Source organism: Polaribacter sp. (genome assembly GCF_965660385.1).
Taxonomy (GTDB): domain Bacteria; phylum Bacteroidota; class Bacteroidia; order Flavobacteriales; family Flavobacteriaceae; genus Polaribacter.
In genome coordinates this window covers 100,119-122,221 of sequence record NZ_CBFHZT010000003.1, presented here as the reverse complement: position 1 = coordinate 122,221, position 22,103 = coordinate 100,119, and the positions used below count along the sequence as shown (strand labels likewise).

General features: G+C 30.5%; 25 protein-coding genes and 1 tRNA gene. 14 read left to right on the top strand and 12 right to left on the bottom strand.

Annotated features, from left to right (window positions below; translation table 11 throughout):
- The first annotated feature begins 269 nt into the window (after positions 1–269).
- Positions 270–929 (top strand): hypothetical protein, encoded by a 660-nt coding sequence (locus ACTG3V_RS02030; protein ID WP_439130453.1) that lies wholly within the window; start codon positions 270–272, stop codon positions 927–929.
- A gap of 77 nt (positions 930–1,006) precedes the next feature.
- A complete protein-coding gene (locus tag ACTG3V_RS02025) occupies positions 1,007–2,143 on the top strand; it encodes a hypothetical protein (protein WP_439130452.1) in 1,137 nt (378 codons plus the stop codon).
- 3 nt (positions 2,144–2,146) lie between these two features.
- Here ACTG3V_RS02025 and ACTG3V_RS02020 read toward each other — a convergent pair whose 3' ends face one another.
- On the bottom strand, positions 2,147–3,499 hold the full coding sequence (locus ACTG3V_RS02020) for a UDP-N-acetylmuramate--L-alanine ligase (protein WP_439130451.1): 1,353 nt from the start codon (positions 3,497–3,499) through the stop codon (positions 2,147–2,149).
- Between the two features lie 279 nt (positions 3,500–3,778).
- Between ACTG3V_RS02020 and ACTG3V_RS02015 the strand changes: the two genes are divergently transcribed.
- Entirely contained in the window at positions 3,779–4,225 is a 447-nt protein-coding gene (locus tag ACTG3V_RS02015; RefSeq protein WP_439130450.1) for a hypothetical protein, read from the top strand.
- Positions 4,226–4,403: 178 nt separating this feature from the next.
- Here the strand turns inward: ACTG3V_RS02015 and pruA are convergent, their stop codons facing one another.
- Positions 4,404–6,029, bottom strand: a complete 1,626-nt coding sequence (gene pruA / locus ACTG3V_RS02010; protein ID WP_439130449.1) for an L-glutamate gamma-semialdehyde dehydrogenase — start codon at positions 6,027–6,029, stop codon at positions 4,404–4,406.
- A gap of 161 nt (positions 6,030–6,190) precedes the next feature.
- On the opposite strand from pruA, the gene ACTG3V_RS02005 reads away from it, so the two are divergent.
- A complete protein-coding gene (locus ACTG3V_RS02005; RefSeq protein ID WP_439130448.1) occupies positions 6,191–6,892 on the top strand; it encodes an NRDE family protein in 702 nt (233 codons plus the stop codon).
- A 40-nt stretch (positions 6,893–6,932) separates the two neighbouring features.
- On the opposite strand, the gene ACTG3V_RS02000 is transcribed toward ACTG3V_RS02005, so the two are convergent.
- The 3 genes from ACTG3V_RS02000 to ACTG3V_RS01990 form a co-directional block, all read right to left on the bottom strand.
- Positions 6,933–7,901 carry a DUF3667 domain-containing protein gene (locus ACTG3V_RS02000; RefSeq protein ID WP_439130447.1) on the bottom strand — a complete coding sequence of 323 codons (969 nt, stop codon included), beginning with the start codon at positions 7,899–7,901 and terminating at the stop codon, positions 6,933–6,935.
- A 158-nt stretch (positions 7,902–8,059) separates the two neighbouring features.
- Positions 8,060–8,446, bottom strand: coding sequence for a Co2+/Mg2+ efflux protein ApaG (gene apaG / locus ACTG3V_RS01995; RefSeq protein WP_439130446.1), 387 nt, complete (start codon positions 8,444–8,446; stop codon positions 8,060–8,062).
- Between the two features lie 49 nt (positions 8,447–8,495).
- Positions 8,496–9,731 (bottom strand): DUF5103 domain-containing protein, encoded by a 1,236-nt coding sequence (locus tag ACTG3V_RS01990; RefSeq protein WP_439130445.1) that lies wholly within the window; start codon positions 9,729–9,731, stop codon positions 8,496–8,498.
- A gap of 185 nt (positions 9,732–9,916) precedes the next feature.
- Between ACTG3V_RS01990 and ACTG3V_RS01985 the strand changes: the two genes are divergently transcribed.
- From ACTG3V_RS01985 to nqrF, 6 genes are read left to right on the top strand one after another with little or no spacing between them, the layout of a single operon-like run.
- Positions 9,917–11,266, top strand: coding sequence for a Na(+)-translocating NADH-quinone reductase subunit A (locus tag ACTG3V_RS01985; RefSeq protein WP_439130444.1), 1,350 nt, complete (start codon positions 9,917–9,919; stop codon positions 11,264–11,266).
- Between the two features lie 4 nt (positions 11,267–11,270).
- On the top strand, positions 11,271–12,470 hold the full coding sequence (locus ACTG3V_RS01980) for an NADH:ubiquinone reductase (Na(+)-transporting) subunit B (RefSeq protein WP_439130443.1): 1,200 nt from the start codon (positions 11,271–11,273) through the stop codon (positions 12,468–12,470).
- 2 nt (positions 12,471–12,472) lie between these two features.
- On the top strand, positions 12,473–13,219 hold the full coding sequence (locus ACTG3V_RS01975; RefSeq protein ID WP_439130442.1) for a Na(+)-translocating NADH-quinone reductase subunit C: 747 nt from the start codon (positions 12,473–12,475) through the stop codon (positions 13,217–13,219).
- 3 nt (positions 13,220–13,222) lie between these two features.
- On the top strand, positions 13,223–13,870 hold the full coding sequence (locus tag ACTG3V_RS01970; RefSeq protein ID WP_439130441.1) for an NADH:ubiquinone reductase (Na(+)-transporting) subunit D: 648 nt from the start codon (positions 13,223–13,225) through the stop codon (positions 13,868–13,870).
- Positions 13,871–13,875: 5 nt separating this feature from the next.
- Positions 13,876–14,607 (top strand): NADH:ubiquinone reductase (Na(+)-transporting) subunit E, encoded by a 732-nt coding sequence (gene nqrE, locus ACTG3V_RS01965; RefSeq protein ID WP_439130440.1) that lies wholly within the window; start codon positions 13,876–13,878, stop codon positions 14,605–14,607.
- Between the two features lie 4 nt (positions 14,608–14,611).
- Entirely contained in the window at positions 14,612–15,919 is a 1,308-nt protein-coding gene (gene nqrF / locus ACTG3V_RS01960; protein WP_439130439.1) for an NADH:ubiquinone reductase (Na(+)-transporting) subunit F, read from the top strand.
- Between the two features lie 120 nt (positions 15,920–16,039).
- Here the strand turns inward: nqrF and ACTG3V_RS01955 are convergent, their stop codons facing one another.
- Positions 16,040–16,501 carry a Na(+)-translocating NADH-quinone reductase subunit F gene (locus tag ACTG3V_RS01955; protein ID WP_439130458.1) on the bottom strand — a complete coding sequence of 154 codons (462 nt, stop codon included), beginning with the start codon at positions 16,499–16,501 and terminating at the stop codon, positions 16,040–16,042.
- A gap of 157 nt (positions 16,502–16,658) precedes the next feature.
- On the opposite strand from ACTG3V_RS01955, the gene ACTG3V_RS01950 reads away from it, so the two are divergent.
- The 3 genes from ACTG3V_RS01950 to ACTG3V_RS01940 all read left to right on the top strand — a co-directional run bounded on the left by ACTG3V_RS01950 (position 16,659) and on the right by ACTG3V_RS01940 (position 17,675).
- Positions 16,659–17,108 (top strand): retropepsin-like aspartic protease, encoded by a 450-nt coding sequence (locus ACTG3V_RS01950; RefSeq protein ID WP_439130457.1) that lies wholly within the window; start codon positions 16,659–16,661, stop codon positions 17,106–17,108.
- A gap of 18 nt (positions 17,109–17,126) precedes the next feature.
- Complete coding sequence (locus tag ACTG3V_RS01945) at positions 17,127–17,579, top strand: GatB/YqeY domain-containing protein (RefSeq protein WP_439130438.1); 453 nt, start codon at positions 17,127–17,129, stop codon at positions 17,577–17,579.
- A gap of 22 nt (positions 17,580–17,601) precedes the next feature.
- Positions 17,602–17,675: transfer RNA gene (locus ACTG3V_RS01940), tRNA-Arg, on the top strand.
- 353 nt (positions 17,676–18,028) lie between these two features.
- Here the strand turns inward: ACTG3V_RS01940 and ACTG3V_RS01935 are convergent.
- From ACTG3V_RS01935 to ACTG3V_RS01915, 5 genes are all read right to left on the bottom strand, one after another.
- Positions 18,029–18,301 carry a hypothetical protein gene (locus ACTG3V_RS01935; protein ID WP_439130437.1) on the bottom strand — a complete coding sequence of 91 codons (273 nt, stop codon included), beginning with the start codon at positions 18,299–18,301 and terminating at the stop codon, positions 18,029–18,031.
- Between the two features lie 3 nt (positions 18,302–18,304).
- Positions 18,305–18,580 (bottom strand): ATP-dependent Clp protease adaptor ClpS, encoded by a 276-nt coding sequence (locus ACTG3V_RS01930; protein ID WP_439130436.1) that lies wholly within the window; start codon positions 18,578–18,580, stop codon positions 18,305–18,307.
- A gap of 9 nt (positions 18,581–18,589) precedes the next feature.
- Positions 18,590–19,426: a 50S ribosomal protein L11 methyltransferase gene (prmA, locus tag ACTG3V_RS01925; RefSeq protein ID WP_439130456.1), complete on the bottom strand. Its 837-nt coding sequence runs from the start codon at positions 19,424–19,426 to the stop codon at positions 18,590–18,592.
- Between the two features lie 64 nt (positions 19,427–19,490).
- Positions 19,491–20,249, bottom strand: a complete 759-nt coding sequence (gene tpiA, locus ACTG3V_RS01920; RefSeq protein WP_439130435.1) for a triose-phosphate isomerase — start codon at positions 20,247–20,249, stop codon at positions 19,491–19,493.
- Between the two features lie 84 nt (positions 20,250–20,333).
- Positions 20,334–20,825 carry a TlpA family protein disulfide reductase gene (locus tag ACTG3V_RS01915; protein ID WP_439130434.1) on the bottom strand — a complete coding sequence of 164 codons (492 nt, stop codon included), beginning with the start codon at positions 20,823–20,825 and terminating at the stop codon, positions 20,334–20,336.
- Between the two features lie 84 nt (positions 20,826–20,909).
- On the opposite strand from ACTG3V_RS01915, the gene pyrF reads away from it, so the two are divergent.
- A complete protein-coding gene (gene pyrF / locus ACTG3V_RS01910; RefSeq protein WP_439130433.1) occupies positions 20,910–21,722 on the top strand; it encodes an orotidine-5'-phosphate decarboxylase in 813 nt (270 codons plus the stop codon).
- Between the two features lie 77 nt (positions 21,723–21,799).
- On the opposite strand, the gene ACTG3V_RS01905 is transcribed toward pyrF, so the two are convergent.
- Positions 21,800–21,988 (bottom strand): hypothetical protein, encoded by a 189-nt coding sequence (locus ACTG3V_RS01905; RefSeq protein ID WP_439130432.1) that lies wholly within the window; start codon positions 21,986–21,988, stop codon positions 21,800–21,802.
- Between the last annotated feature and the right edge of the window lie 115 nt (positions 21,989–22,103).

Genomic DNA, 22,103 nt, shown 5'->3' with positions numbered 1-22,103 from the left:
GCGTACAAAATTACTATTTGTTAAAGAAGATGATAAGTCCAACAAAAAAAACGTTAAGAAAACAAAGAAAAACAGTAAATTAGGCACAACAAATTATAAGGAGTGAAAAAAAACCAGTAAGGAACACAAAACAAACTACAAGGAGCAGACCAAAAGCCATAAGGAAAAGAAAAACAACTGTAAGGAATGCATTAAGACTTGTAAGGAACAGGCAAACATCCGCAAGGAAATAGCAATAAACAGAATAGTAACTAAAAACAAATTGCAAAATGGCAACAAAAAGAACATTATCAGAAGCAGAAACACTAGAGCAGTACAGAGTAGCACTCGAAAACACAGCAAGTCAAACAGAAATAGCCACTATTATGGCAGAATTTGGCTATGACGAAACCTTGTTAACAGAAGGCAAAACCTTATTAACAAAAACACGAGAAGCCTTTGACTTCAACCAAAAAGAAGACGACGAAACCACAGAATCTTACAATAATTTTGCTACTACAAAAGAAAATTTAGCAAAGACATATTCGCTACACAGAAAAAAAGCAAAAGTAATTTTCAGAAAAGAGCCCACAACATTAAGCAGATTGGCTTTAACAGGCAGTTTACCAACAGCTTATATTAAATGGTTAGAAACCGTTAAGAAATTTTATGCAGTAGCATCAGAAGATACAGCCATACAAACCAAATTGGTAAGGCTAAAGATAACCCTAGAAGAAATAAGCGGTACAATAACTTTGATAACCAATTTAGAAGAAGCAAGAGCCACCTATTTACGTGAAAAAGGAGAAAGTCAAGATGCAACAAAAGCAAAAGACAAAGCATTTGCAGAAATAGACGACTGGATGAGCGAATTTTATGCAGTGGCAAAAATAGCCTTAGAAGACAATCCACAACTTTTAGAATCAATTGGTAAAATAGTAAAAAGCTAATATTTTTATCAAATAAACGCCTCAATTTTTTGAGGCGTTTTTTGTTGTGTTACACTTAAAATAAGTACTTTTATTTTATGGAAATAAAAAAGGCTTTGTACAAAGTTGTAGAAGACAAAACCATTACTTGGTTTAAAAATAGTAATGAATACGTAGTATTAGAAAATACAACAGCAGATATTTTAAAAAGATTAGATAAAAATATCCCCATTAAAGAAATTGCTAAAGGATTGTCTAAAAAAATAAATGTTCCTCTAGAAAAAGCTGAAGATTTTATTATTCATCTAAAAAAAGAGGTTTATGATCTTAAAAATACACCTAAAGAAAAAATAGCTAACGATTATAGAGATATAAAAAAACCAAAAACCTATGAATTTATAAAGTTTTATAAAGTAAATAACATCATCTTTAAAGTATCTTTTTTAGGAGAAAAAGAGTTGTATCACATACACCCGAAATTTGACCACTTAACTGTTGATGCTGTTAAAACGTATCAACATGAATTCGATGTTTTTATACATAACAATTTTATATTCTTATATGTAAACAATACATATATAGGTTCTTGGAGTAGTTTTGATTTGCATTATTTTCAAGGAAAATTTTCGATGGAATTTATTCAAAAAATCCATCAAAAACCAGAGGAAGAATGGATGGGTGTTTTTCATGCATCTGCCATTAGCAATGGTAAAAAGTCAATGCTTTTTTTAGGGGATTCTGGTAATGGAAAAAGTACATCTTTAGCACTCTTACAAGCGCATGGTTTTACTTGTTTAGCTGATGATTTTGTACCTATGGATATCGAAAAAAAAGAAGTATTTAGTTTTCCTGCATCAATTTCTATTAAAAAAAATAGCTTAGAAACGTTATTACCTTTTTATCCTGAATTAGAAACCAGTGCAGAATTTCATTTTAAAAGACTCAATAAAATAGTACGCTATTTAAAACCAAATAACACCAATTATTTACAACATTTACCATGCAATAATCTTATTTTTATAAAATATCAAAAAGATAGCGGATTAAAATGCAAAAAGATTTCTAAGCTTGATGCCTTTCAACAATTAATTCCGGATTCATGGCTATCTCCAATACCAGAAAACGCACAACTATTTTTAGATTGGTTTAGTGACGTAAACTGTTACCAACTTATGTATTCTGAAAATGATAAAATGATTGCAACTGTTTCTGAAATTTTTGATAATCAGATTTAAACCTTAAATCAAACGTTTAACTTCTTCAAAATCTAAACCTCCATAATTACCAGAACTCATTAAAACCAAGGCTGTTTTTTCTAAATTCTGACGGAATAAAAAGTTCTTAAATTCAGTTGGATTTGTATAGATAATTAAATCATCACGTTTAAAAGCATTGGCAATTTGCGCTTCTGTTACTTCATCTAACTGTTTAATTTTGACTGCGTGTGGAGAATAAAAAACAACAGCTTTATCTGCAAAATCTAGGGCTCCTTTGTATTCTGCTAAAAACTCGGCATTTAAGCTAGAGTAGGTATGCAATTCTAAGCAGGCTAAAACAGTTCTGTTTTTATACTGCTCTTTTACAGCTTTTGTGGTTGCAAAAACCTTACTTGGTGAATGCGCAAAATCTTTAAAAATTACGGTAGAATTGTTTTCTGCAATCTTTTCTAATCGTTTGTTGGCTCCAGAAAAACTAGCAATTGCTTCATAAAAGTCGTCTTCATCTATTCCCATATGTTGGCAAATCCATTTTGCACCCGCTAAGTTTTGCAAATTGTGTTTTCCAAAAACCTCTAAAGGTAAATCGCCTTCTGCTGTTTCTAAATAGGTGATGCCATCATCTATAAAATGACTTGGAGTTTCATAAGGGTATTTTTTAATGTGATTTTCAGACGATTCAACAACATCTTTTACATTATCATCTTCAACATTATACACCATACTTCCTCCATTAATCATAGCGTCAGTAAAAATTTTAAACTGTTCTTTATAATTTTCAAAAGTTGGAAAAACATTGATGTGATCCCAAGCAATGCCACTTAATAAAGCAATATTTGGTTTGTATAAATGAAACTTTGGGCGCATATCTATAGGTGAACTTAAATATTCATCACCCTCTAAAACAATAAAATCGTTGTCTTGTGTTAAATGTACCATGGTTTCAAAACCTTCTAACTGGGCACCAACCATGTAATCAACTTCTTTTTCATGATAATTCAACACATGTAAAATCATAGAAGTAATGGTTGTTTTTCCATGAGAGCCACCAATAACAACACGAGTTTTATCTTTAGATTGCTCATATAAAAACTCTGGATAAGAATAAATTTTTAAACCTAATTCTTGGGCTTTTAGTAATTCAGGATTATCTTTTTTTGCATGCATTCCTAAAATGACAACATCCAATTCTGTTGTAATTTTATCTGGAAACCATCCGAATTCTTTTGGTAACAAACCATATTTTTCTAGTCGAGATTTTGAAGGATCGTGAATGGTATCATCACTACCAACAACTTGGTATCCTTTTTGGTGTAATGCTATTGCTAAATTGTGCATAGCACTGCCACCTATGGCTATAAAATGGATATTCATATCATAAAAATTAAAAAAAGTAAAAATACAAAAGCTTTCTACAATATGACATTTCTTTAAGATGAAACTCTCTAAAAAGTGTAGTTTATTATTTAAAAATAAGTATTGCCTTTTATATTTTTAACCCTAAGTTTAAATATATTGTTCTATAAATTTTCCTTTTTGAATCAAAAAATTTCATCAATTGATTTTATTTTAACAAAAAATAAATCATATGAGTCCAAACAGATGCCTCTAAGGTTTTACTTTTGTAAGTACATAAATTAAAATAATAATAGTATGAAAAAAGTATTTTTAATATTCAGTTTAATAATTACAGCAACATTTACGGCAAATGCTCAAGAAATTTCCGACAATGCCATTGGTTTACGTTTTGGAGGTGGAAATGGTGTAGGTGGAGAAATTTCTTACCAAAAAGCTTTAGGAAGTAATAATAGATTAGAAATTGATTTAGGCTTGGCAAATGAGTTTACCAACTTTAAAGCTACTGGTTTATACCAATGGGTTTGGAATTTAGAAGAAAAATTTAATTGGTATGCAGGTTTTGGTGGTGGTATTGTTTCTGCTAACGGAACAGGGATTTATGGTTCTGGAGTTGTGGGTATAGAATATAATTTTAATGCACCAATTTTATTATCAATTGACTATAGACCAGAAATAGGAATTGCAGGTGGTTTAACAGGTGTTAATTCTGATGCTTCGTTATCTGTAAGATATCAGTTTTAAATTTTAGAAGTTAAAAAAAATGAGGCTGTCTAAAAAGTATCAAAAATTTGTCATTTCGACTGCAATGGAGAAATCTTATTTATTGATAATTAAATACATAGATTTTTCGACTTCGCTCAAAAGGACATCCAAACATACTTTTCAGATAGCCTCATTTTTTTTGTGATAAGTTTTATTATTATCCTAAAAATGGGTATTTATAATCTTCTGGTGACACAAATGTTTCTTTTATCAAACGAACAGACGTCCATCTTAATAAATTTTGAGCAGAACCAGCTTTATCATTGGTTCCTGATGCTCTTGCACCTCCAAAAGGTTGCTGCCCAACAACTGCTCCTGTTGGTTTATCATTTATATAAAAATTACCAGCTGCATTTTCTAAAGCTTTAGAAGCTTTCTCAACAATATATCTATCCGTAGAAAAAATAGCACCTGTTAATGCATATTCAGTAGATTCATCAACTAATTTTAATGATTCATCTATGTTATCATCTTCATAAATATAAATGGTAATTACAGGTCCAAATAATTCAGTTGTCATAGTAGCATACGTTGGCGATTTTGCTAAAATAACAGTTGGTTGTATAAAATATCCTTTAGATTTATCATAATTACCACCAATAATAACTTCTGCATCAGCATCAGCTTTTGCTGCATCAATGTACTTTGTAATTTTATCAAAAGAACCTTCGTGAATAACTGCATTGATAAAATTATCTGGATTTTCAGGAGAACCCATTTTTAACTCTGATGTTTGCTTTTCTAAATGTTTTCTTACATCTTCCCAAATTGAAACTGGAATATAAGCACGTGAAGCTGCTGAACATTTCTGACCTTGATATTCAAAAGCTCCTCTTGTAATTGCTGTTGCAACTTGCAAAGGATTTGCAGAATTGTGTGCCCAAATAAAGTCTTTTCCACCAGTTTCACCTACAATTCTTGGGTAGGTTTTATAATTATGAATGTTGTTACCAATCTGTTTCCATAAGTTTTTAAATACAGTTGTAGAACCTGTAAAATGTAAGCCAGAAAAATCTGGTGATGACAAACAAGTATCAGAAATCATAACTGGATCTCCATAAACAACATTTATAACGCCATCAGGTAAACCTGCTTCTTTGAATAAATCTACAATTACTTGAGCAGAATACGCTTGATGATCAGATGGTTTCCAAACCACAACATTCCCCATTAACGCAGCAGCAGCTGGTAAATTTGCAGCAATAGATGTAAAGTTAAAAGGTGATATTGCATAAACAAATCCTTCTAAAGGTCTATACTCTACTCTGTTCCAAATTCCAGGTGCAGAAGCTGGCTGATCTTTAAAAATATCAGTCATATATTGCACATTAAACTTAAAGAAATCTATCATTTCACAAGCTGCATCAATTTCTGCTTGATATACGTTTTTTGATTGAGCAATCATCGTTGCTGCATTCATTTTTGCTCTGTATGGCCCTGATAACAATTCTGCAGCTTTTAAAAAGATAGATGCTCTTTCCATCCATGAAATAGAAGACCAAGCTTGTCTTGCTGCTAATGCAGTAGCTATAGCTTCATCTACATGGCTTTTTTCTGCTATATGGTATTGCCCTAAAATGTGTTGATGATCGTGTGGAGGTGTAATATTTTTAGTGTTTCCGGTTCTAACTTCTTTACCATTTATATGCATTGGTACATCCACAGAACTATTAAACATTGTTTTATACGTTGCTAATAATTCTTCTCTTTCTGGAGATCCTGGAGCATAACTTTTTACAGGTTCATTAACTGCTGTAGGAACATTAAAAAATCCTCTTGTCATATTGTATGTTTTTAAATTTGTTTCGACTAATTTTGAAAGTAACAAAGTTACAATTTTTGTTTCAATAAATTTAAGTACTATTTAATGTCTTTTGTTATCATAAATTCAACGATAACATCAAAATTTAAACTTTATGATAAATTAACAAACCGAGAATTTACATGTGCACAGTAACTTATTTACCTTTATCTGATGATAATTTTATAATAACAGCTAATAGAGATGAAACTCCTTTAAGAAAAACCATTCCACCAAAAAAATATATTGAAAAAGATGCTGAGCTAATGTATCCAAAAGATGTTATTGCTGGAGGAACTTGGATTGGTACTAGTAACAAAAAGAGATTAGTATGTTTGTTAAATGGTGGTTTTGAAAATCATATAAGAAAACTGCCCTATAAAATGAGTAGAGGCATTATTGTTAAGAATATACTTTCTACAGAAGATGCTATAAAATATATTAAAGATTTTGATTTTATAAATATAGAGCCATTTACTTTAATTTTAGTTGATTGGAAAACAAATTTAGAAACCCATGAGTTAGTTTGGGATGGTAATCAAAAACATTTTACCCAACTGAATCAAGAGCCCAAAATTTGGTCATCATCTACTTTATATACTAAAAAGATGAAGCAATGTAGAGAAAAGTGGTTTCAAGATTGGTTAGTTAAAAATAAAAACTTTTCTCAAGATAATATTTTAAATTTTCATAATAACGAACATTTAGGAACCCCAGAAACATCGCCAAAAATGAAACGTGATTTTGTACAGACTGTTAGTGTTACTTCATTTCAAAAAGATCAAAACAACATAAAAATAACATATTTTGACCTTTTAAATCATTTAGAATATAATCTTGAATAATTTGGATGGCTCAATGCACTAAAATTAAAAAACTAAGATTTTAGAATAATGCAAATGACACCAAAAACACCAAAATAAAACCTACAGAAGCTACCAACAAATAACTTAAGTTTAGCAAAATAAATTTTAAAAAAGTTTTGATATAGCCTTGCTGATAAAATTTTTTCATTGCGATAAATAGGTAGAGCAGAAACAACAAAATAAAAATCCATATTTCAGGCCTGAGTGTGCATAATCTTAAAATAAAAAAGATAGAAAACAACATAAAAAAGACCGTTTGAATATGAAACACGAAAATAAGATGGTCTATATAAGTAAATTTTCTTCGGATATAATAAAACCTTAAAAACAAAGTAAAAAATGGAAGCAGTATAAAAAGAGCAATTGAACCATAAGACAAGGCCTGACTCAAAAACTGCTCTTTACTATCATCATCTTTTGTTATAGCGTACAAAGTTTTTGCTCTTGTAAACAAAAATCGATTGGTAAAATTTTTAGTCAATCCTAAAGAATCTAAAGCAACATCAGCTTTAGAACTCGGGTATTTTTTTACAAAAGAAGAAAGCCTGTCTAAATCTGTATCACCAAAATTAAAGTTTACACCATTATTTTTAGTTTTGGTAGTATCTTTTGCGTTTTTTTCTACTTCTTCTAAAATCTTTTTTCTTGCAGATTCTGGGATAAATGATTTTTTTAAATCCTTATCTAGTTCATTTTTTATAGAATCTAATTCTTGTACTGTAGGAATTTTCTTCTCCTCTATTACAGAATCTTTCTGTTCTTCAACAGCTTCTGTTTCTGCATAAGAATCATGTGTTAGCGCTTCGTATTTTTCAATGGTTTTTGTTAGCCCTACTATTAAGAAAAAAATAATTGAGACTGTTAAATAGAATCGAAATGGGTTAGAGTATCGTTGTCTTTTTCCATCAATATAATCTCTAGAAACTTTACCCGGATTTATTAAAAGCGGTATGATTGTTGTCCAAAACTTAGCCTCAAAATTAAACAAACCATTAAAAACCTCATGTACAAAACTCCAAAAAGTAATTTTGTTTCCTTTATTGGCTTGCCCACATTCTGGACAAAATTTTTCAGCGCCAAAAAAAGGATGCCCACAATTTAAACAAGAGGGGTCTTTAATTTTAGCAACTTTATTTTTCTTTTTTATTAGTTTGATAAGATTGGAGTTGAGAGTTGAAAGGTAGGTATAACAACGTTAAAGTTTTCTAAAGTAGTTAGGTTTTTCATTATATAAAAACCTTTCATTGCTCCTATAGTTGATTCTAAGAAACAACCCGAACTGTAAGAATAGGTGTCATTTGGTTTTAATACAGGTGTTTGCCCAACTACCCCCTCACCTTCTACAATTTCTGTTTTATTTAGTGAATCAAAAATCTTCCAGTAACGATCTGTAAGTTTTACGGTTTCTAAAGAGTGATTTTCGATAGTAATAAAATACGCAAAGACATAATATAACCTGTTATTTCTATAACTGGTTCCATTGTATTTTGTTTTTACAGAAATGCGTATTCCTTTTGTAATTTGTTCTACCATTGCTGGTAAATGTAGTTTTTTTGATTAAAAAACGCAAATCAAAAATTAATTATCTGTTTTGGTCAAAAAATGTAGTTCCAACACCTATTACTCTATCATACAAACCGCCAAAAGGCTTAAAATAAGTAATAACTGTATATTGATTTTCTGTTTGAAAAAAAGTACCAGTAATATCTTTCGTATTTACATTTCCATAATTATCTCTTGTTGCAAACGTATAATTGTAAAAACCTTGTTTAAACAAAATAGCAGCTTTATAGCTATTATCTTCAAAATCATAGTCCATTCTAGTTGCATCATCTACTGAAAAATTATTGAAGGCACCATATATAAATACTTCTTTCCCTTCAAAAGGTTTATCAGCATATAACGTAAAATGCATCATTGCATAGTCTGCTTCTGTATTTGCATCTGCACCTTCTAAGGTTCTAATTACAAATTGCCCATTGATATCTGGATTAAATCGATATGTTAAAAATGGGTTATAAGTATAAGGGTATAAATAGTGATGAAAAATATCTTTCATTTCTATCTTAACCACATTTAGACTTTTATTTCTGATGGATTTACTATCAAAATTTAAATATTCATTACCTCCCCAAAAATTAGTTTTGTTGGTATACGTATATTTTAATTGGTTTGGTTTAAAAAAGGTTGGTTGTAAATCTGTAATTTTTTCGTTCCAGTTTTCGTTTTTTAACAATACAACATTTACTTCTTGTGATGGATTATTGATACGCAAATTAGGATGATTAACAGTAAATTCTACTGTTTGTTGGGTATTTACTGTTTTTGCATTTCTACTTCTGGATACTTGCACACCTATTGTTGCAGCATTTTCATAAAGCACAAATTTTCTAGTAAACAACACCTCATCATTATCATTTAAAACAGATAATAAGTAATTACCACTTTTGGTTATGATAGTATTTACATTAGGAATTCGAACTGAATAATGTGTATAACTTTGAAAAGTATTAAAAGAATTGGTAACATTAATAATGGTGTTTTCATCAAAACCATCTATAAATTGACTGGAAAGCAATCTGCTTTTTTTCCAATCATGTGTCATGTGCTCAATTCTATACGCATAATCTTTACTATCAGCATCTAAATCATCAAATGACAATTCTAACACAGTGCCTAAAGGTACTATCGTAGAAAAATTATTTTCTTGTAAAGGTCTTAACTGAACCGATTTTATATTTTGAGCAAAAACTTCTAATGTAATCAGAAAAAAGAAAGATAAAAATGTTTTAAGCATTTCACAAAAATAGGGATTCATTTTTAATGATAATCAAAATTTAAGCCAAAAACAAACCACTACAACGTTTTCCTTATTTTTAATTATTTATAATGATTATAAATAAGATTCTTTCGCAAACATATCAGAAGTTTTATGTCTGAAATATTTGCTAAAAGCCGTAAATTTGCTTGATTTTTTTAGATAACTAAAATTCCGAATTTACTATGTCAAAAGACATTCGTATTAAAAAAGGCTTAGATATTAAGCTTGTTGGTATTGCAGAAAAAACCACTACATCTAGTACTTTGAGTAGTGTTTATGCAATTAAGCCAGAAGACTTTCACGGAATTACACCTAAACTTGTTGCCAAAGAAGGTACAGAAGTAAAAGCTGGAGAAACACTTTTTTATTCAAAAAGTGACGAACGCATTTTATTTCCTAGTCCTGTTGCTGGTAAAGTTTCTGAGGTAATTCGTGGAGCAAGAAGAAAAATATTAGCAATAAAGATTACTGCTGATTCAAAACAAACTTATGCTGACTTTGGTAAAAAAGATGCCTCAAAAATGACTGCTGAAGAAGTGAAAAATCACTTATTTAGTACTGGTTGTTGGCCTTTTATCAAACAACGTCCTTTTGATGTTGTTGCTAACCCAAATCAGGCACCAAAAGCTATTTTTGTTTCTGGGTATGCTAGTGCACCTTTAGCCGCTGATTTAGATTACACTTTGGCTGGTAAAGAGGCTGAATTACAAGCTGCAATTACTGCAGTATCTAAATTAACAGAAGGCAAAGTGCACATTTCTGTTGGTAAAGGAGGAAACTCTCCATTAGCTAACTTAGCAGGTGTAGAAATTCACCATGTTTCTGGACCACATCCTTCAGGGAATGTAGGTACGCAAATTGCCAATATAGACCCTATTAATAAAGGTGAAGTAGTTTGGATTGTAACTCCGCAAGATTTAGTAATCATTGGTGAGCTTTTATTGACAGGTAAATTTAATGCTGAAAGAACTATTGCTTTAACAGGTTCTCAATTTAATACACCTCAATACATCACTGCTATTGCTGGGGCTAATATTTCAGATTTAACAAAAGGGAATTTAAATACCGAAAACACTAGAGTTATTAGTGGAAATGTATTATCTGGAACTCAAGTAAAAGAAGATGGTTTTTTAGGGTATTATGACAATCAAATTACTGCAATACCTGAAGGTGATGATTATGAATTCTTTGGATGGAATAAGCCTGTTTTCAATAAAATCTCAACTTCAAGAGCATTAACATTTTCTTGGTTAAACCCTAAGAAAAAATACGATCTAAATACTAATACTAATGGTGAACATAGAGCATTTGTAGTTACTGGTGCCTATGAAGATGTTTTTCCTTTAGATATTTATCCAATGCAATTGTTGAAAGCATTTATGTATAAAGATTTAGATGAAATGGAAGCTTTAGGAGGTTACGAAGTAGCCCCAGAAGATTTTGCACTGACCGAATTTATTTGTGTATCTAAACAACCACATCAAAAAATTATTCGTGAAGGTTTAGATTTAATGAGAGAAGAATTAGGATAAGATTATGAGCTTAAAACAAAACTTACACAATTTAAAAGAGAAATATAAAGGCACAAAAATGGCTCCTGCGTTTAACGCAATCCATACCTTTTTATATTTACCAAATGAGGTAACTCATGGAGGAACTCATATTAAAGCAGCAGACGATTTAAAGCGTACTATGAATACAGTGATTATGTCTTTAATTCCTGTATTAATTTTTAGTATGTTCAATGCAGGTTTTCAGCATTATGCAGCAATCGATCCAAGCTTAAGAGCAGACGTTTTAGCAAACTTCTTTACTTGGGATAATTTATGGATTGGTATCATAAAAGTGTTACCATTAGTAGTTGTTTCTTATGGAGTTGGTTTAGCTGTAGAGTTTACTTTTGCAGTAATCAAAGGTCATGAAGTAGAAGAAGGCTATTTAGTTACAGGGATGTTAGTTCCGTTAATAGTTCCTGTAGATACTCCATTATGGATGTTATCTGTAGCTGTAATTTTCGGAGTTGTAATCGGAAAAGAAGTATTTGGTGGTACAGGAATGAATATTTTAAATCCTGCATTAACCATTAGAGCTTTCTTATTTTTTGCTTATCCTACTTGGATGTCTGGAGACAAAGTTTGGGTACATGATGCTGTAAATAGAGCTGGAACAGCAGATGCTATTTCTGGTGAAACTATTTTAGGTAGTTATGCTCAAAATCAAGAAGTAATCTATTCTACTTGGGATAAATTTATGGGTTTCATTCCGGGTTCAGTGGGTGAAACATCAACTTTACTAATATTATTAGGTGCTGCATTTTTAATCTTTACCAAAATTGGAAGCTGGAGAATTATCGTATCTACTTTTATAGGTGCTGCAGCAATGGGATTAATTTTTAACTGGGTAGCAAGCTCTGGAATTATTACTGATACTAGTAAATTTTACGGATTAATGAGCGCTCCTTTTTGGGAACATTTAATTATTGGTGGTTTAGCTTTTGGTGCTGTATATATGGCAACAGATCCTGTTACTGCCTCGCAAACTAATAAAGGAAAATGGATTTACGGATTCTTAATCGGTTTTATCTCAATTATGATTCGTGTATTCAATCCAGCATATCCAGAAGGAGTATTCTTAGCAATTTTATTAATGAATGTATTTGCGCCAACAATTGACCATTATGTGGTTCAAGGAAATGTTAAAAAGAGAATGAAACGTGCTAAACTTAAAACTGCCTAGTTATGAGTAAGAAAACAGATAGTAATGGATATACAATGATTTTCGCTGTAGTAATGGTGTTAATTGTTGGTTCTTTATTAGCTTTTATGGCTTCGTCTTTAAAACCTAATATCAAAGAAAATCAAAGAATAGAAAAGCAACAAAACATCCTATATGCAATGGGTGTAAATGAAAATGATGAATCAAGTGCAAATTTTGTATCTACAGATGTTGCTGGTGAGGAATTTAATAAATACATTACAAAGCAAATCGTTATTGAAGGGGATAAAATTTCTGAAAGCGAAGATGCTTATTTAATTGATATTAAAAAGCAAAAAGCCAATGCTAAAGCAGGTAAAACAAGAAAGTTACCTTTGTTTGTTGGCCAAAAAGATGGTAAAACATATTACGTAGCTCCTATTTATGGTAAAGGTTTATGGGATGCTATTTGGGGGTATATTTCTATGGATGAAAATATGGTAGTTCAAGGAGCTTATTTTGATCATAAAGGGGAAACTCCTGGTTTGGGTGCTAATATAAAGCAACGTTATTTTATGGATGATTTTTACGGAGAACATTTATTAACTGAAAACGGAACTTTTAAAGGCATTACTGTTGCTAAAGGTAATAACGATCCAAAAAATGAAGATAAAACAGATTACGAAGTAGATGCAATTGCTGGTGCAACAATTACTGGTGATGGTGTTTCTGCAATGATAAAAACTGATTTATCATTGTATGTACCTTACTTTAAATCATTAAAAAAATAATTTATGGGAATCTTATCAAAAAAAGATGCAGGTTTAATTAAAGACCCATTATTCGACAATAACCCAATTACAATTCAAGTATTAGGAATTTGTTCAGCATTAGCAATTACTGCAGAATTAAAAGCGTCTATTGTAATGGCACTTTCAGTAATGTTTGTGTTAGGTTTAGGTAATGTGGTTATCTCTTTAATGAGAAACATTATTCCATCAAAAATTAGAATTATTGTGCAACTTATTGTAGTGGCTGCACTTGTTATTATTGTAGACTTAGTTTTAAAAGCTTTTGCTTACGAATTAAGTAAAACATTATCCGTTTTTGTAGGGTTAATCATTACAAACTGTATTATTATGGGCCGTTTTGAAGCTTTTGCTTTAGGAAATACGCCTTGGAAATCTTTCTTAGACGGAATTGGAAATGCTTTAGGATATGGTGTTATTTTAGTAATCGTTGGTTTTTTTAGAGAACTTTTAGGATCTGGTACATTATTAGGTTTTAAAGTGTTAGGAGATCCTATTGAAAAAACAGGCTTGTATGCACTTGGTTATGAAAATAACGGCTTTATGTTATTATCACCAATGGCATTAATAGTAGTAGGAATCATCATTTGGGTTCAGAGAACTAAGAACAAAGCATTAATCGAAGAAGCATAGAAATTATGGAACACATTGAATTATTTTTTAAGTCGATTTTTATAGATAATATGGTATTTGCTACATTCTTAGGAATGTGTTCTTACCTTGCCATATCAAAAAAAGTATCTACATCAGTAGGTATGGGAGCTGCTGTTATCTTTGTATTAACAGTAACCGTTCCTTTAAACTGGTTATTAGATCAGTATATTTTACAAGAAGGCGCATTATCTTGGTTAGGTGAAGAATATGCAAGTTACGATTTAAGCTTCTTATCTTTTATCATGTTTATTGCTACTATTGCAACAATGGTACAATTGGTAGAGATAATTGTGGAGAAGTTTTCGCCATCATTATACAATTCTTTAGGTATTTTCTTACCATTAATTGCAGTAAACTGTGCCATTTTGGGGGGTAGTTTATTTATGCAATCTCGTGAAATACCAACATTTGGATTAGCTGTTACTTATGGAGTTGGCTCTGGAATTGGATGGTTTTTAGCCATTTTAGCAATTGCTGCAATTCGCGAAAAGATTAGATATTCTGCTGTGCCACCTGCATTAAGAGGATTAGGGATTACTTTTATTATTACAGGTTTAATGGCAATAGGTTTTATGAGTTTTGGTGGTATGTTAACTGGTGGTGACGAAGAGCAAAAAGAAACTCCAGCTAAAGAAGCTAAAACAGAGGTTAAAAAAGAGTTAGATAAAGAAAAGGATGCTAAAATTGTAGCAGACAATACAAATATAAATAATTAGGCAAATGATATTAGCAGCAGGTACAACAGGTACAGTAATTGCAACAGTAGCAGCTTTTTTATTAATTACGCTGATATTAGTTACATTACTACTATTCGTAAAACAAAAACTATCTCCTTCTGGTCCCGTTAAAATTACCATTAATGGAGAAAAAGAAATAGAAGTAGGTTCTGGTAGCACACTATTAACAACACTTGGTAACGAAAAAATATTCCTACCATCTGCATGTGGTGGTGGTGGATCTTGTATACAGTGTGAATGCCACGTGTTAGAAGGTGGTGGTGAAGCGCTACCAACAGAAGTGCCACACTTTACAAAAAAAGAATTAAAAGCAGGGGCACGTTTGGCATGTCAAGTAAAAGTAAAACAAGATATGAACATTACCATTCCAGAAGAAGTATTTGGAATTAAAAAATGGGATGCAGTTGTTGTTAGAAATTATAATGTAGCTTCATTTATCAAAGAATTTGTTGTTGAAATTCCTGAAGATATGGGCTATAAAGCTGGAGGTTATATTCAGATAGAAATTCCACCATGTGAAGTAAAGTTTTCAGAAATGGATATTACTGCACATCCAGAGGAACACGAAACTCCAGATAAGTTTCAAGCTGAATGGGATAAATTTGGTTTATGGCCATTAGTGATGAAAAATGATGAATTAGTAGAACGTGCTTACTCTATGGCTTCTTATCCAGCAGAAGGTAGAGAAATTATGTTAAACGTTCGTATTGCTACTCCACCTTGGGATAGAGCTAAAAATGGTTGGATGGATGTAAATCCTGGTGTAGCATCATCTTATATTTTCAATTTGAAAAAAGGTGATAAGTGTGTGATTTCAGGTCCTTATGGAGAATTCTTTATCAATGAGTCTGATGCAGAAATGTTATATGTTGGTGGTGGTGCAGGTATGGCTCCAATGCGTTCTCACTTATATCACTTATTCAGAACTTTAAAAACAGGTAGAAAAGTAACCTATTGGTATGGTGGACGATCAAAAAGAGAATTATTTTATTTAGATCACTTTTACAAATTAGAAAAAGACTTTCCTAACTTTAAGTTTTACTTAGCATTATCTGAACCAATGGAAGAAGATAACTGGAAAGTTAAAAAAGATATTGATGATGAAGGTGATGGATTTGTAGGTTTCATTCACAATTGTGTAATTGAAAACTATTTAAATCATCATGATGCTCCAGAGGATATTGAATTGTATTTCTGTGGGCCACCATTAATGAACAAAGCCGTTCAAAAAATGGGAGAAGATTTTGGTATTCCTGATGAAAATATTCGTTTTGACGACTTTGGAGGATAGCAAACTGTCATTCTGAACTTGTTTCAGAATCACATCAAACAAAAAAAAACAAAAACCGATTCAATTTAAATTGAATCGGTTTTTTATTTAAAATTACGAGTAAACAGGACGTAAAATATATTACGCCAAAAATGTTTCGATATGATAAACTGGTGTACCATTTTCTTGCTCAAAAAGTTTAGAATAATCCATAACATTATCAATGTTATCAAACTGACATAAAACATCTACTACAGCAGAAAGTCCATTGAATAATACATCATTTGATGTAGGATTTTTTGGTTTCTGATTATAGTGGCACAGAGGTGTTTTAAATCCACAAGCCTCTAAAAAAACTTTTTCAATATGTAATAATTCCTGTGGCGTATACCCATTAAAAGTTCTACCAAGATTTTGATGAACTTTACCAACATAACTTAATTCTAAAGATCCATGCTGATCTGATAAATGTTTCCAACTATCATAATTGTCTAAAATATTTCCAACTGCACAAGCTGTACAATCCTCTGGATTTAATCTATTTGTATGATATGCATTATATAATTTAATTAACGCTTGTTCTAATCTTTTTGTGGTTTTCATCATCAATTCATTTAAATTCAATCTAAAATAATGAAATATAATGATTTCATCAAATGAAACAACAAATAGCATCATTTTAGAATTAAAACAAATAAGATATCAGTTCGTTTTTTACTAAAGTATTAAATTGTATTTTTGATATTTAGAAGAGTAGATGATGAAAAGTATTGGTAAAAAACTTAAGAAAAAGAAATACGTTAAAATAAAGCTCAAAAAAATTGCTACAAATCATTTAGAGCTTAAGGCTAAAATTAATGGTGTTAAAGGGCATTTTATCTTAGATACTGGGGCTTCTAACTCGTGCGTTGGTTTAGATTCTATATCATATTTTAAATTAGATGCGAAAGATAGTGAAACCAAAGCAGCAGGAGCTGGAGCAATTGATATGGAAACTCAGCAATCTGAGAAGAATTTCTTAAAAATTAAGGACTGGAAAACGAAAGACTTTAATCTTGTTTTGTTTGATTTATCTCACGTAAATACAGCTTTAGTACAGCATAATGCAAAAAAAGTACATGGTATTATTGGCGCAGATATTTTACAAAAAGGAAAGGCCTTTATAGACTATAAAAATAAAATACTCTATTTAAAAAAAACAAAAAAATAATAAATTAAAAGTAATTCAATGAGTTTGCAAAAAGAAGTAATGGACAAAATGAAAGAAGCTATGAAAGCAAAAGATACGGTTGCTTTACAAGCTTTAAGAGCGGTAAAATCAGCTTTTTTATTGGCAAAAACAGAAACTGGTGCTCAAGTAGACCTTACAGCTGATCAAGAAATGAAAATCATTCAAAAACAGGTAAAACAAAGAAAAGATAGTGCAGCTGTTTTTATACAACAAGGTAGACAAGATTTAGCTGATCCTGAATTGGCAGAAATTAAAGTACTCGAAGGCTTTTTACCAGAAGCTTTATCCGAAGAAAAAATCGAAGAAGTTGTTAAAAATACCATTCAAAAAATAGGTGCATCTGGAATGAAAGATATGGGGAAAGTTATGGGTATTGTATCTAAAGAGCTTTCGGGACAAGCTGATGGCAAAACCATATCATCTTTAGTGAAAAAAAATTTAATGGCTTAAACGCTTTAATTAAATAGTAATTGGCTCCATAGTTCAACTGAATAGAATATCAGATTTCGGCTCTGAGGGTTGCAGGTTTGAATCCTGCTGGAGTCACTAAAAACTTACCTAAATCATTTGGGTAAGTTTTTTTGATTTAGTAATTAAAAGGCAAATTATTCTTAATAAAAAGAATTTTTAAAGTTTAACAACTTGAATTCAATAAAACTTATCTGGACAAAAATAGGTTTATTTGTACGATAATCTGTTTTTTGTTATTTAAAACGAAACGTAGTGTAGTTGAAAATTCTCAAAATTGGACTAAGATTTCTCAATTTCAGTCGAAATGACATTCGTTTCAAATAATAAAAAAACGTAATTAGTTACTAAACAGTATTTTTTAAGTCGAACTCACCTTAAATAAATTAACATGTTTACTAAGCAATAAAAAACCCGAGAAATTCTCGAGTTTACTTTAAATATTGTTTAATTGCTATTCTATGTTCGGGTTTACTTTTATCGTAGTTTTCTACTAGTAATTCTAGTATTTCAGGTGACTTAATCCCAATTTCCTTTTTGTTTACATATTTAGAAACATAAAGATTAAAAGTATCCGCATGTTTTTCAAAAATTAAAAAATGTGTGGCATTCAATTCTGAAAAAGCAATTTCATTACTAGAAAATGCATTTGATTTATCTGTAAAAAAATCAGAAAATTCATAATACTTTAGAATGTTTTCCATAGATTAAACCAATTCAGCAGATAAACCAAGTTGCAATAATTTAGAACATCGTGGTTCTAAATCTTTATACTCACCAGATTTTACAGTGCATTTACCTTTGTAATGCACCAAAATTGTACATTGTTCTGCTTGCTCTAAAGTATGATCGCACACACTAATTAAAGATTCAATTACAAAATCGAAAGTATTTACATCATCATTATGTAATACAATTTCATGTTGATGGGTTTCTTGCTCTAAAACGTCAACTTCTTCTTGTATTTTTTCTTTTGTGCTCATAGTACAAAATTACAACTTATTGTATTTCAATGCAACCCAATTGTTTCTTTCTATAGGTAAATCAAGTGTTAAATTATACTTTATAACCTCATTATTAATTATTGGTATATCTTCTTTATAAAAACCACTCAATAGTAAAACACCTTTATCGTTCAAACAGTTTGCGTAGATTTCCATATCGTTTAACAAAATATTTCTATTGATGTTGGCTATGATAACATCATAGGTTTTACCTTCTAATAAAGCTGCATCACCCTCAAAAACAGAAATATTAATGCAATTATTGCGTTCAACGTTTTCTAAAGAATTTTCATAGCACCAATTATCAATATCAATAGCATCAATAAGACTAGCGTTTTTCATTTCAGCAAAAATGGCTAAAATACCTGTACCACATCCCATATCTAAAACAGTTTTATGCGCTAAATCTAGTTGTAGTAAATGTTGAATCATCATGTGTGTAGTTTCATGATGCCCTGTACCAAAACTCATTTTTGGTTCGATTACAATATCGTATTTTAAATTTGGATTTTCATGAAATGGAGCTCTAATACTTACCAAATCATCAACCTGAATAGGCGTAAAATTCTTTTCCCATTCTGCATTCCAATTGGTTTGGGCAACTTCATTTTTACTGTATTCAATTGAAAATTCATCCGATTTTAAAATAAAAATATCCTCTAAAATTGTTTCGTAATGCTCTTGCTTTTGAACGTAAGCAGTAACGCCATTATCATTTTCAACAAAACTTTCAAATCCAACATTGCCCAACTCAGCTATTAAAATTTCAGTGGCAGGTTCTTTTGGCGATATTGTAAAATTGTATTCTATATAAATATTATCCATCATAAAAAAAGCGTCAAGAGTTACATCTCGACGCAAATTTATAGGTTTTATAAGTAACTTGTACTTAAATTGCTTTTATAATTGCAGAAAAATCGGTTGCTTTTAAAGAAGCACCACCAATTAAACCACCATCTACATCTGGTTTAGAGAAAATTTCTTCTGCATTGGTAGGTTTAACACTACCACCGTATAAAATCGAAACGTTATCTGCAATTTCTTGAGTAAAATTTTTAGCTACAACATTTCTAATAAATGCATGCATTTCTTGAGCTTGTTCTGGGCTTGCAGTTTCACCTGTACCAATTGCCCAAACAGGTTCGTAAGCTAAAACAACATTTTTCCAATCTTCTGCAGCAATGTGTAATATTGAGTTTTTTAATTGGCTACCAACTTCTAATAAATGGTTATCTGTTTTTCTTTCTTCTAACTTTTCACCAAAACAGAAAATTACTTCTAAACCATTTGCTAAAGCAGCATCTACTTTTTCTGCAAGAATTTCATCATTTTCGTTAAAGATAGATCTTCTTTCAGAATGGCCAATAATTACAGATTTAATTCCGATAGATTTTAACATGTCTGCAGAAACCTCTCCAGTATAGGCTCCGTTTTTAGTTTGATGCATATTTTGTGCAACAACTTCAATATTAGAATCTTCAGATTGATTTACAGCAGATTCTAAATTTACAAATGAAGGAGCAACAATAACTCTAGTGTTATCTAAAGGTAAGTTTTCGATTTCTTTTTTAAGGCCTTCAATTAAGGTTTTTGTTTCTTCTTTATCATTGTTCATTTTCCAATTTCCAGCTACTATCTTTTGTCTCATAATTATTGATTTATTTTACTGTAAATTTAAGAAATGATAGGTTAATATGCATCAGAAAAAAAAATAGTTACTAAAACGATTTATTTACTGGTTTTGCAAGGCCTTATGTAGTTTTTTATCGGATGCATCTGTAGCTTTAAAAAGTGAAATATCACCTTTTTTATCAATAACCATATACCTTGGAATCCATCCTAAATTAATAAAGTCTGCAAAATTTCCTTCGTTCATACCTTTTGGTAAATTGTAATGCTCACCTTTTAAGTTGTATTTTTTTATAGCTCTTTTCCATGAAGAATTGCTAATATCAACTGATAAAAAAAGAAATACAACATCTGGAAATTCTTGTTGTAAATTCTTTACTTTTGGGAAACCTACAATACAATCTTTACACCAAGAAGCCCAAACATCAATCACAATTTTTTTACCTTTATGTTGATGTAAAACTTCTCTTAAAGTAATTTTCGAATTATCAACACCCACTAACATTTCTAAATTTGCTGGTTCTGAAAATTGCTTAGGATAATTAGTCGTACATCCTAAAAAAATTATAAACAGGAATAAAAATATTTTTTTCATCTAAAATTAGTCTATTAAAAGAGAACAATCTTACAATGCTTACCCCTTAAAAATAGTATTTTTGCAAGACTGAAAACAAAAGTAATGACAACACAAGAACTTGTATCACAAATAAATCTAAAAAAATCGTTTTTATGTATTGGTTTAGATGTGGATTTAACCAAAATACCTCAACATTTACTTCGATTAAACGATCCTATTTATGAATTCAATAAGGCCATTATAGATGCTACTCATCATTTATGTGTAGCATACAAGCCTAATACTGCTTTTTACGAAGCTTATGGTATAAATGGCTGGCAATCATTAGCTAAAACCATCAACTACATTAACGAAAAGTATCCAGAAATTTTTACGATTGCTGATGCAAAACGTGGTGATATTGGAAACACATCTACCATGTATGCAAAAGCTTTTTTTGATGATTTGGCTTTTGATTCTGTAACTGTAGCACCTTATATGGGAAAAGATTCTGTTGAACCTTTTTTAGCCTTTAAAAACAAACATACCATTATGTTAGCTTTAACTTCTAACGAAGGTGCTTTCGATTTTCAAACCAAAAAGGTTGATGATATAGAAATTTATAAACACGTTTTAGAAACTTCTAAAAGTTGGAAAAATTCTGAAAACTTAATGTATGTTGTGGGTGCTACAAAGGCTGAATATTTTAAAGAAATTAGAAAAATTGTACCCAATTCTTTTCTATTAGTTCCTGGTGTTGGTGCTCAAGGAGGTAATTTACAAGATGTTTGTAAATATGGATTATCAGAAAATATTGGTTTATTAATTAATTCTTCGAGAGGTATTATTTATGCTTCTAACTCAGAAAATTTTGCATCTGCAGCAGCTGAAAAAGCAAAAGAATTACAACTACAAATGGAAATTTTATTGCAATAAAATCAATTGAAATAAGTGCCAAACAAATTAAAAATTAAAGTATAATTCTAATTTTCAAGACAGAAAACTGAATGATTTTATGCTATTGGTTCTCTTTCTAAATAACTTAATTTGTTTAATTTTTGCAAAAGCTTCATAGCATTATAAGCTGCCATATCACTTAATGATTCATCTAAATATCTATAATTATCTGATAATTCTATTAATTTAAGATATTGGCTTTGCAAGCGTTGTTTGAATAATAATGACTTTTTATTGTAATACATAATTTTGAGGGAGATTATTTTTTAAATTTAAGTTATTTATTTGTAATTAACAAAAAAATAAAAAAAGTTGATATTCCCTTTTATCACTCAAAATAGCACAAAATTAGTATAGAAG

Coding starts and splice junctions, on each gene's coding strand:
- ACTG3V_RS01930 (WP_439130436.1), bottom strand. CDS start 18,580: ATGAGCACAAAAGAAAAAATACAAGAAGAAGTTGACGTTTTAGAGCAA.
- ACTG3V_RS01985 (WP_439130444.1), top strand. CDS start 9,917: ATGTCAAAAGACATTCGTATTAAAAAAGGCTTAGATATTAAGCTTGTT.
- ACTG3V_RS01955 (WP_439130458.1), bottom strand. CDS start 16,501: ATGAAAACCACAAAAAGATTAGAACAAGCGTTAATTAAATTATATAAT.
- ACTG3V_RS01935 (WP_439130437.1), bottom strand. CDS start 18,301: ATGGAAAACATTCTAAAGTATTATGAATTTTCTGATTTTTTTACAGAT.
- pruA (WP_439130449.1), bottom strand. CDS start 6,029: ATGACAAGAGGATTTTTTAATGTTCCTACAGCAGTTAATGAACCTGTA.
- ACTG3V_RS02015 (WP_439130450.1), top strand. CDS start 3,779: ATGAAAAAAGTATTTTTAATATTCAGTTTAATAATTACAGCAACATTT.
- ACTG3V_RS01980 (WP_439130443.1), top strand. CDS start 11,271: ATGAGCTTAAAACAAAACTTACACAATTTAAAAGAGAAATATAAAGGC.
- ACTG3V_RS02025 (WP_439130452.1), top strand. CDS start 1,007: ATGGAAATAAAAAAGGCTTTGTACAAAGTTGTAGAAGACAAAACCATT.
- ACTG3V_RS02030 (WP_439130453.1), top strand. CDS start 270: ATGGCAACAAAAAGAACATTATCAGAAGCAGAAACACTAGAGCAGTAC.
- ACTG3V_RS01945 (WP_439130438.1), top strand. CDS start 17,127: ATGAGTTTGCAAAAAGAAGTAATGGACAAAATGAAAGAAGCTATGAAA.
- prmA (WP_439130456.1), bottom strand. CDS start 19,426: ATGGATAATATTTATATAGAATACAATTTTACAATATCGCCAAAAGAA.
- apaG (WP_439130446.1), bottom strand. CDS start 8,446: ATGGTAGAACAAATTACAAAAGGAATACGCATTTCTGTAAAAACAAAA.
- ACTG3V_RS01950 (WP_439130457.1), top strand. CDS start 16,659: ATGAAAAGTATTGGTAAAAAACTTAAGAAAAAGAAATACGTTAAAATA.
- ACTG3V_RS01975 (WP_439130442.1), top strand. CDS start 12,473: ATGAGTAAGAAAACAGATAGTAATGGATATACAATGATTTTCGCTGTA.
- ACTG3V_RS01915 (WP_439130434.1), bottom strand. CDS start 20,825: ATGAAAAAAATATTTTTATTCCTGTTTATAATTTTTTTAGGATGTACG.
- ACTG3V_RS01905 (WP_439130432.1), bottom strand. CDS start 21,988: ATGTATTACAATAAAAAGTCATTATTATTCAAACAACGCTTGCAAAGC.
- ACTG3V_RS02020 (WP_439130451.1), bottom strand. CDS start 3,499: ATGAATATCCATTTTATAGCCATAGGTGGCAGTGCTATGCACAATTTA.
- ACTG3V_RS02005 (WP_439130448.1), top strand. CDS start 6,191: ATGTGCACAGTAACTTATTTACCTTTATCTGATGATAATTTTATAATA.
- tpiA (WP_439130435.1), bottom strand. CDS start 20,249: ATGAGACAAAAGATAGTAGCTGGAAATTGGAAAATGAACAATGATAAA.
- nqrE (WP_439130440.1), top strand. CDS start 13,876: ATGGAACACATTGAATTATTTTTTAAGTCGATTTTTATAGATAATATG.
- nqrF (WP_439130439.1), top strand. CDS start 14,612: ATGATATTAGCAGCAGGTACAACAGGTACAGTAATTGCAACAGTAGCA.
- pyrF (WP_439130433.1), top strand. CDS start 20,910: ATGACAACACAAGAACTTGTATCACAAATAAATCTAAAAAAATCGTTT.
- ACTG3V_RS01970 (WP_439130441.1), top strand. CDS start 13,223: ATGGGAATCTTATCAAAAAAAGATGCAGGTTTAATTAAAGACCCATTA.
- ACTG3V_RS01990 (WP_439130445.1), bottom strand. CDS start 9,731: ATGAATCCCTATTTTTGTGAAATGCTTAAAACATTTTTATCTTTCTTT.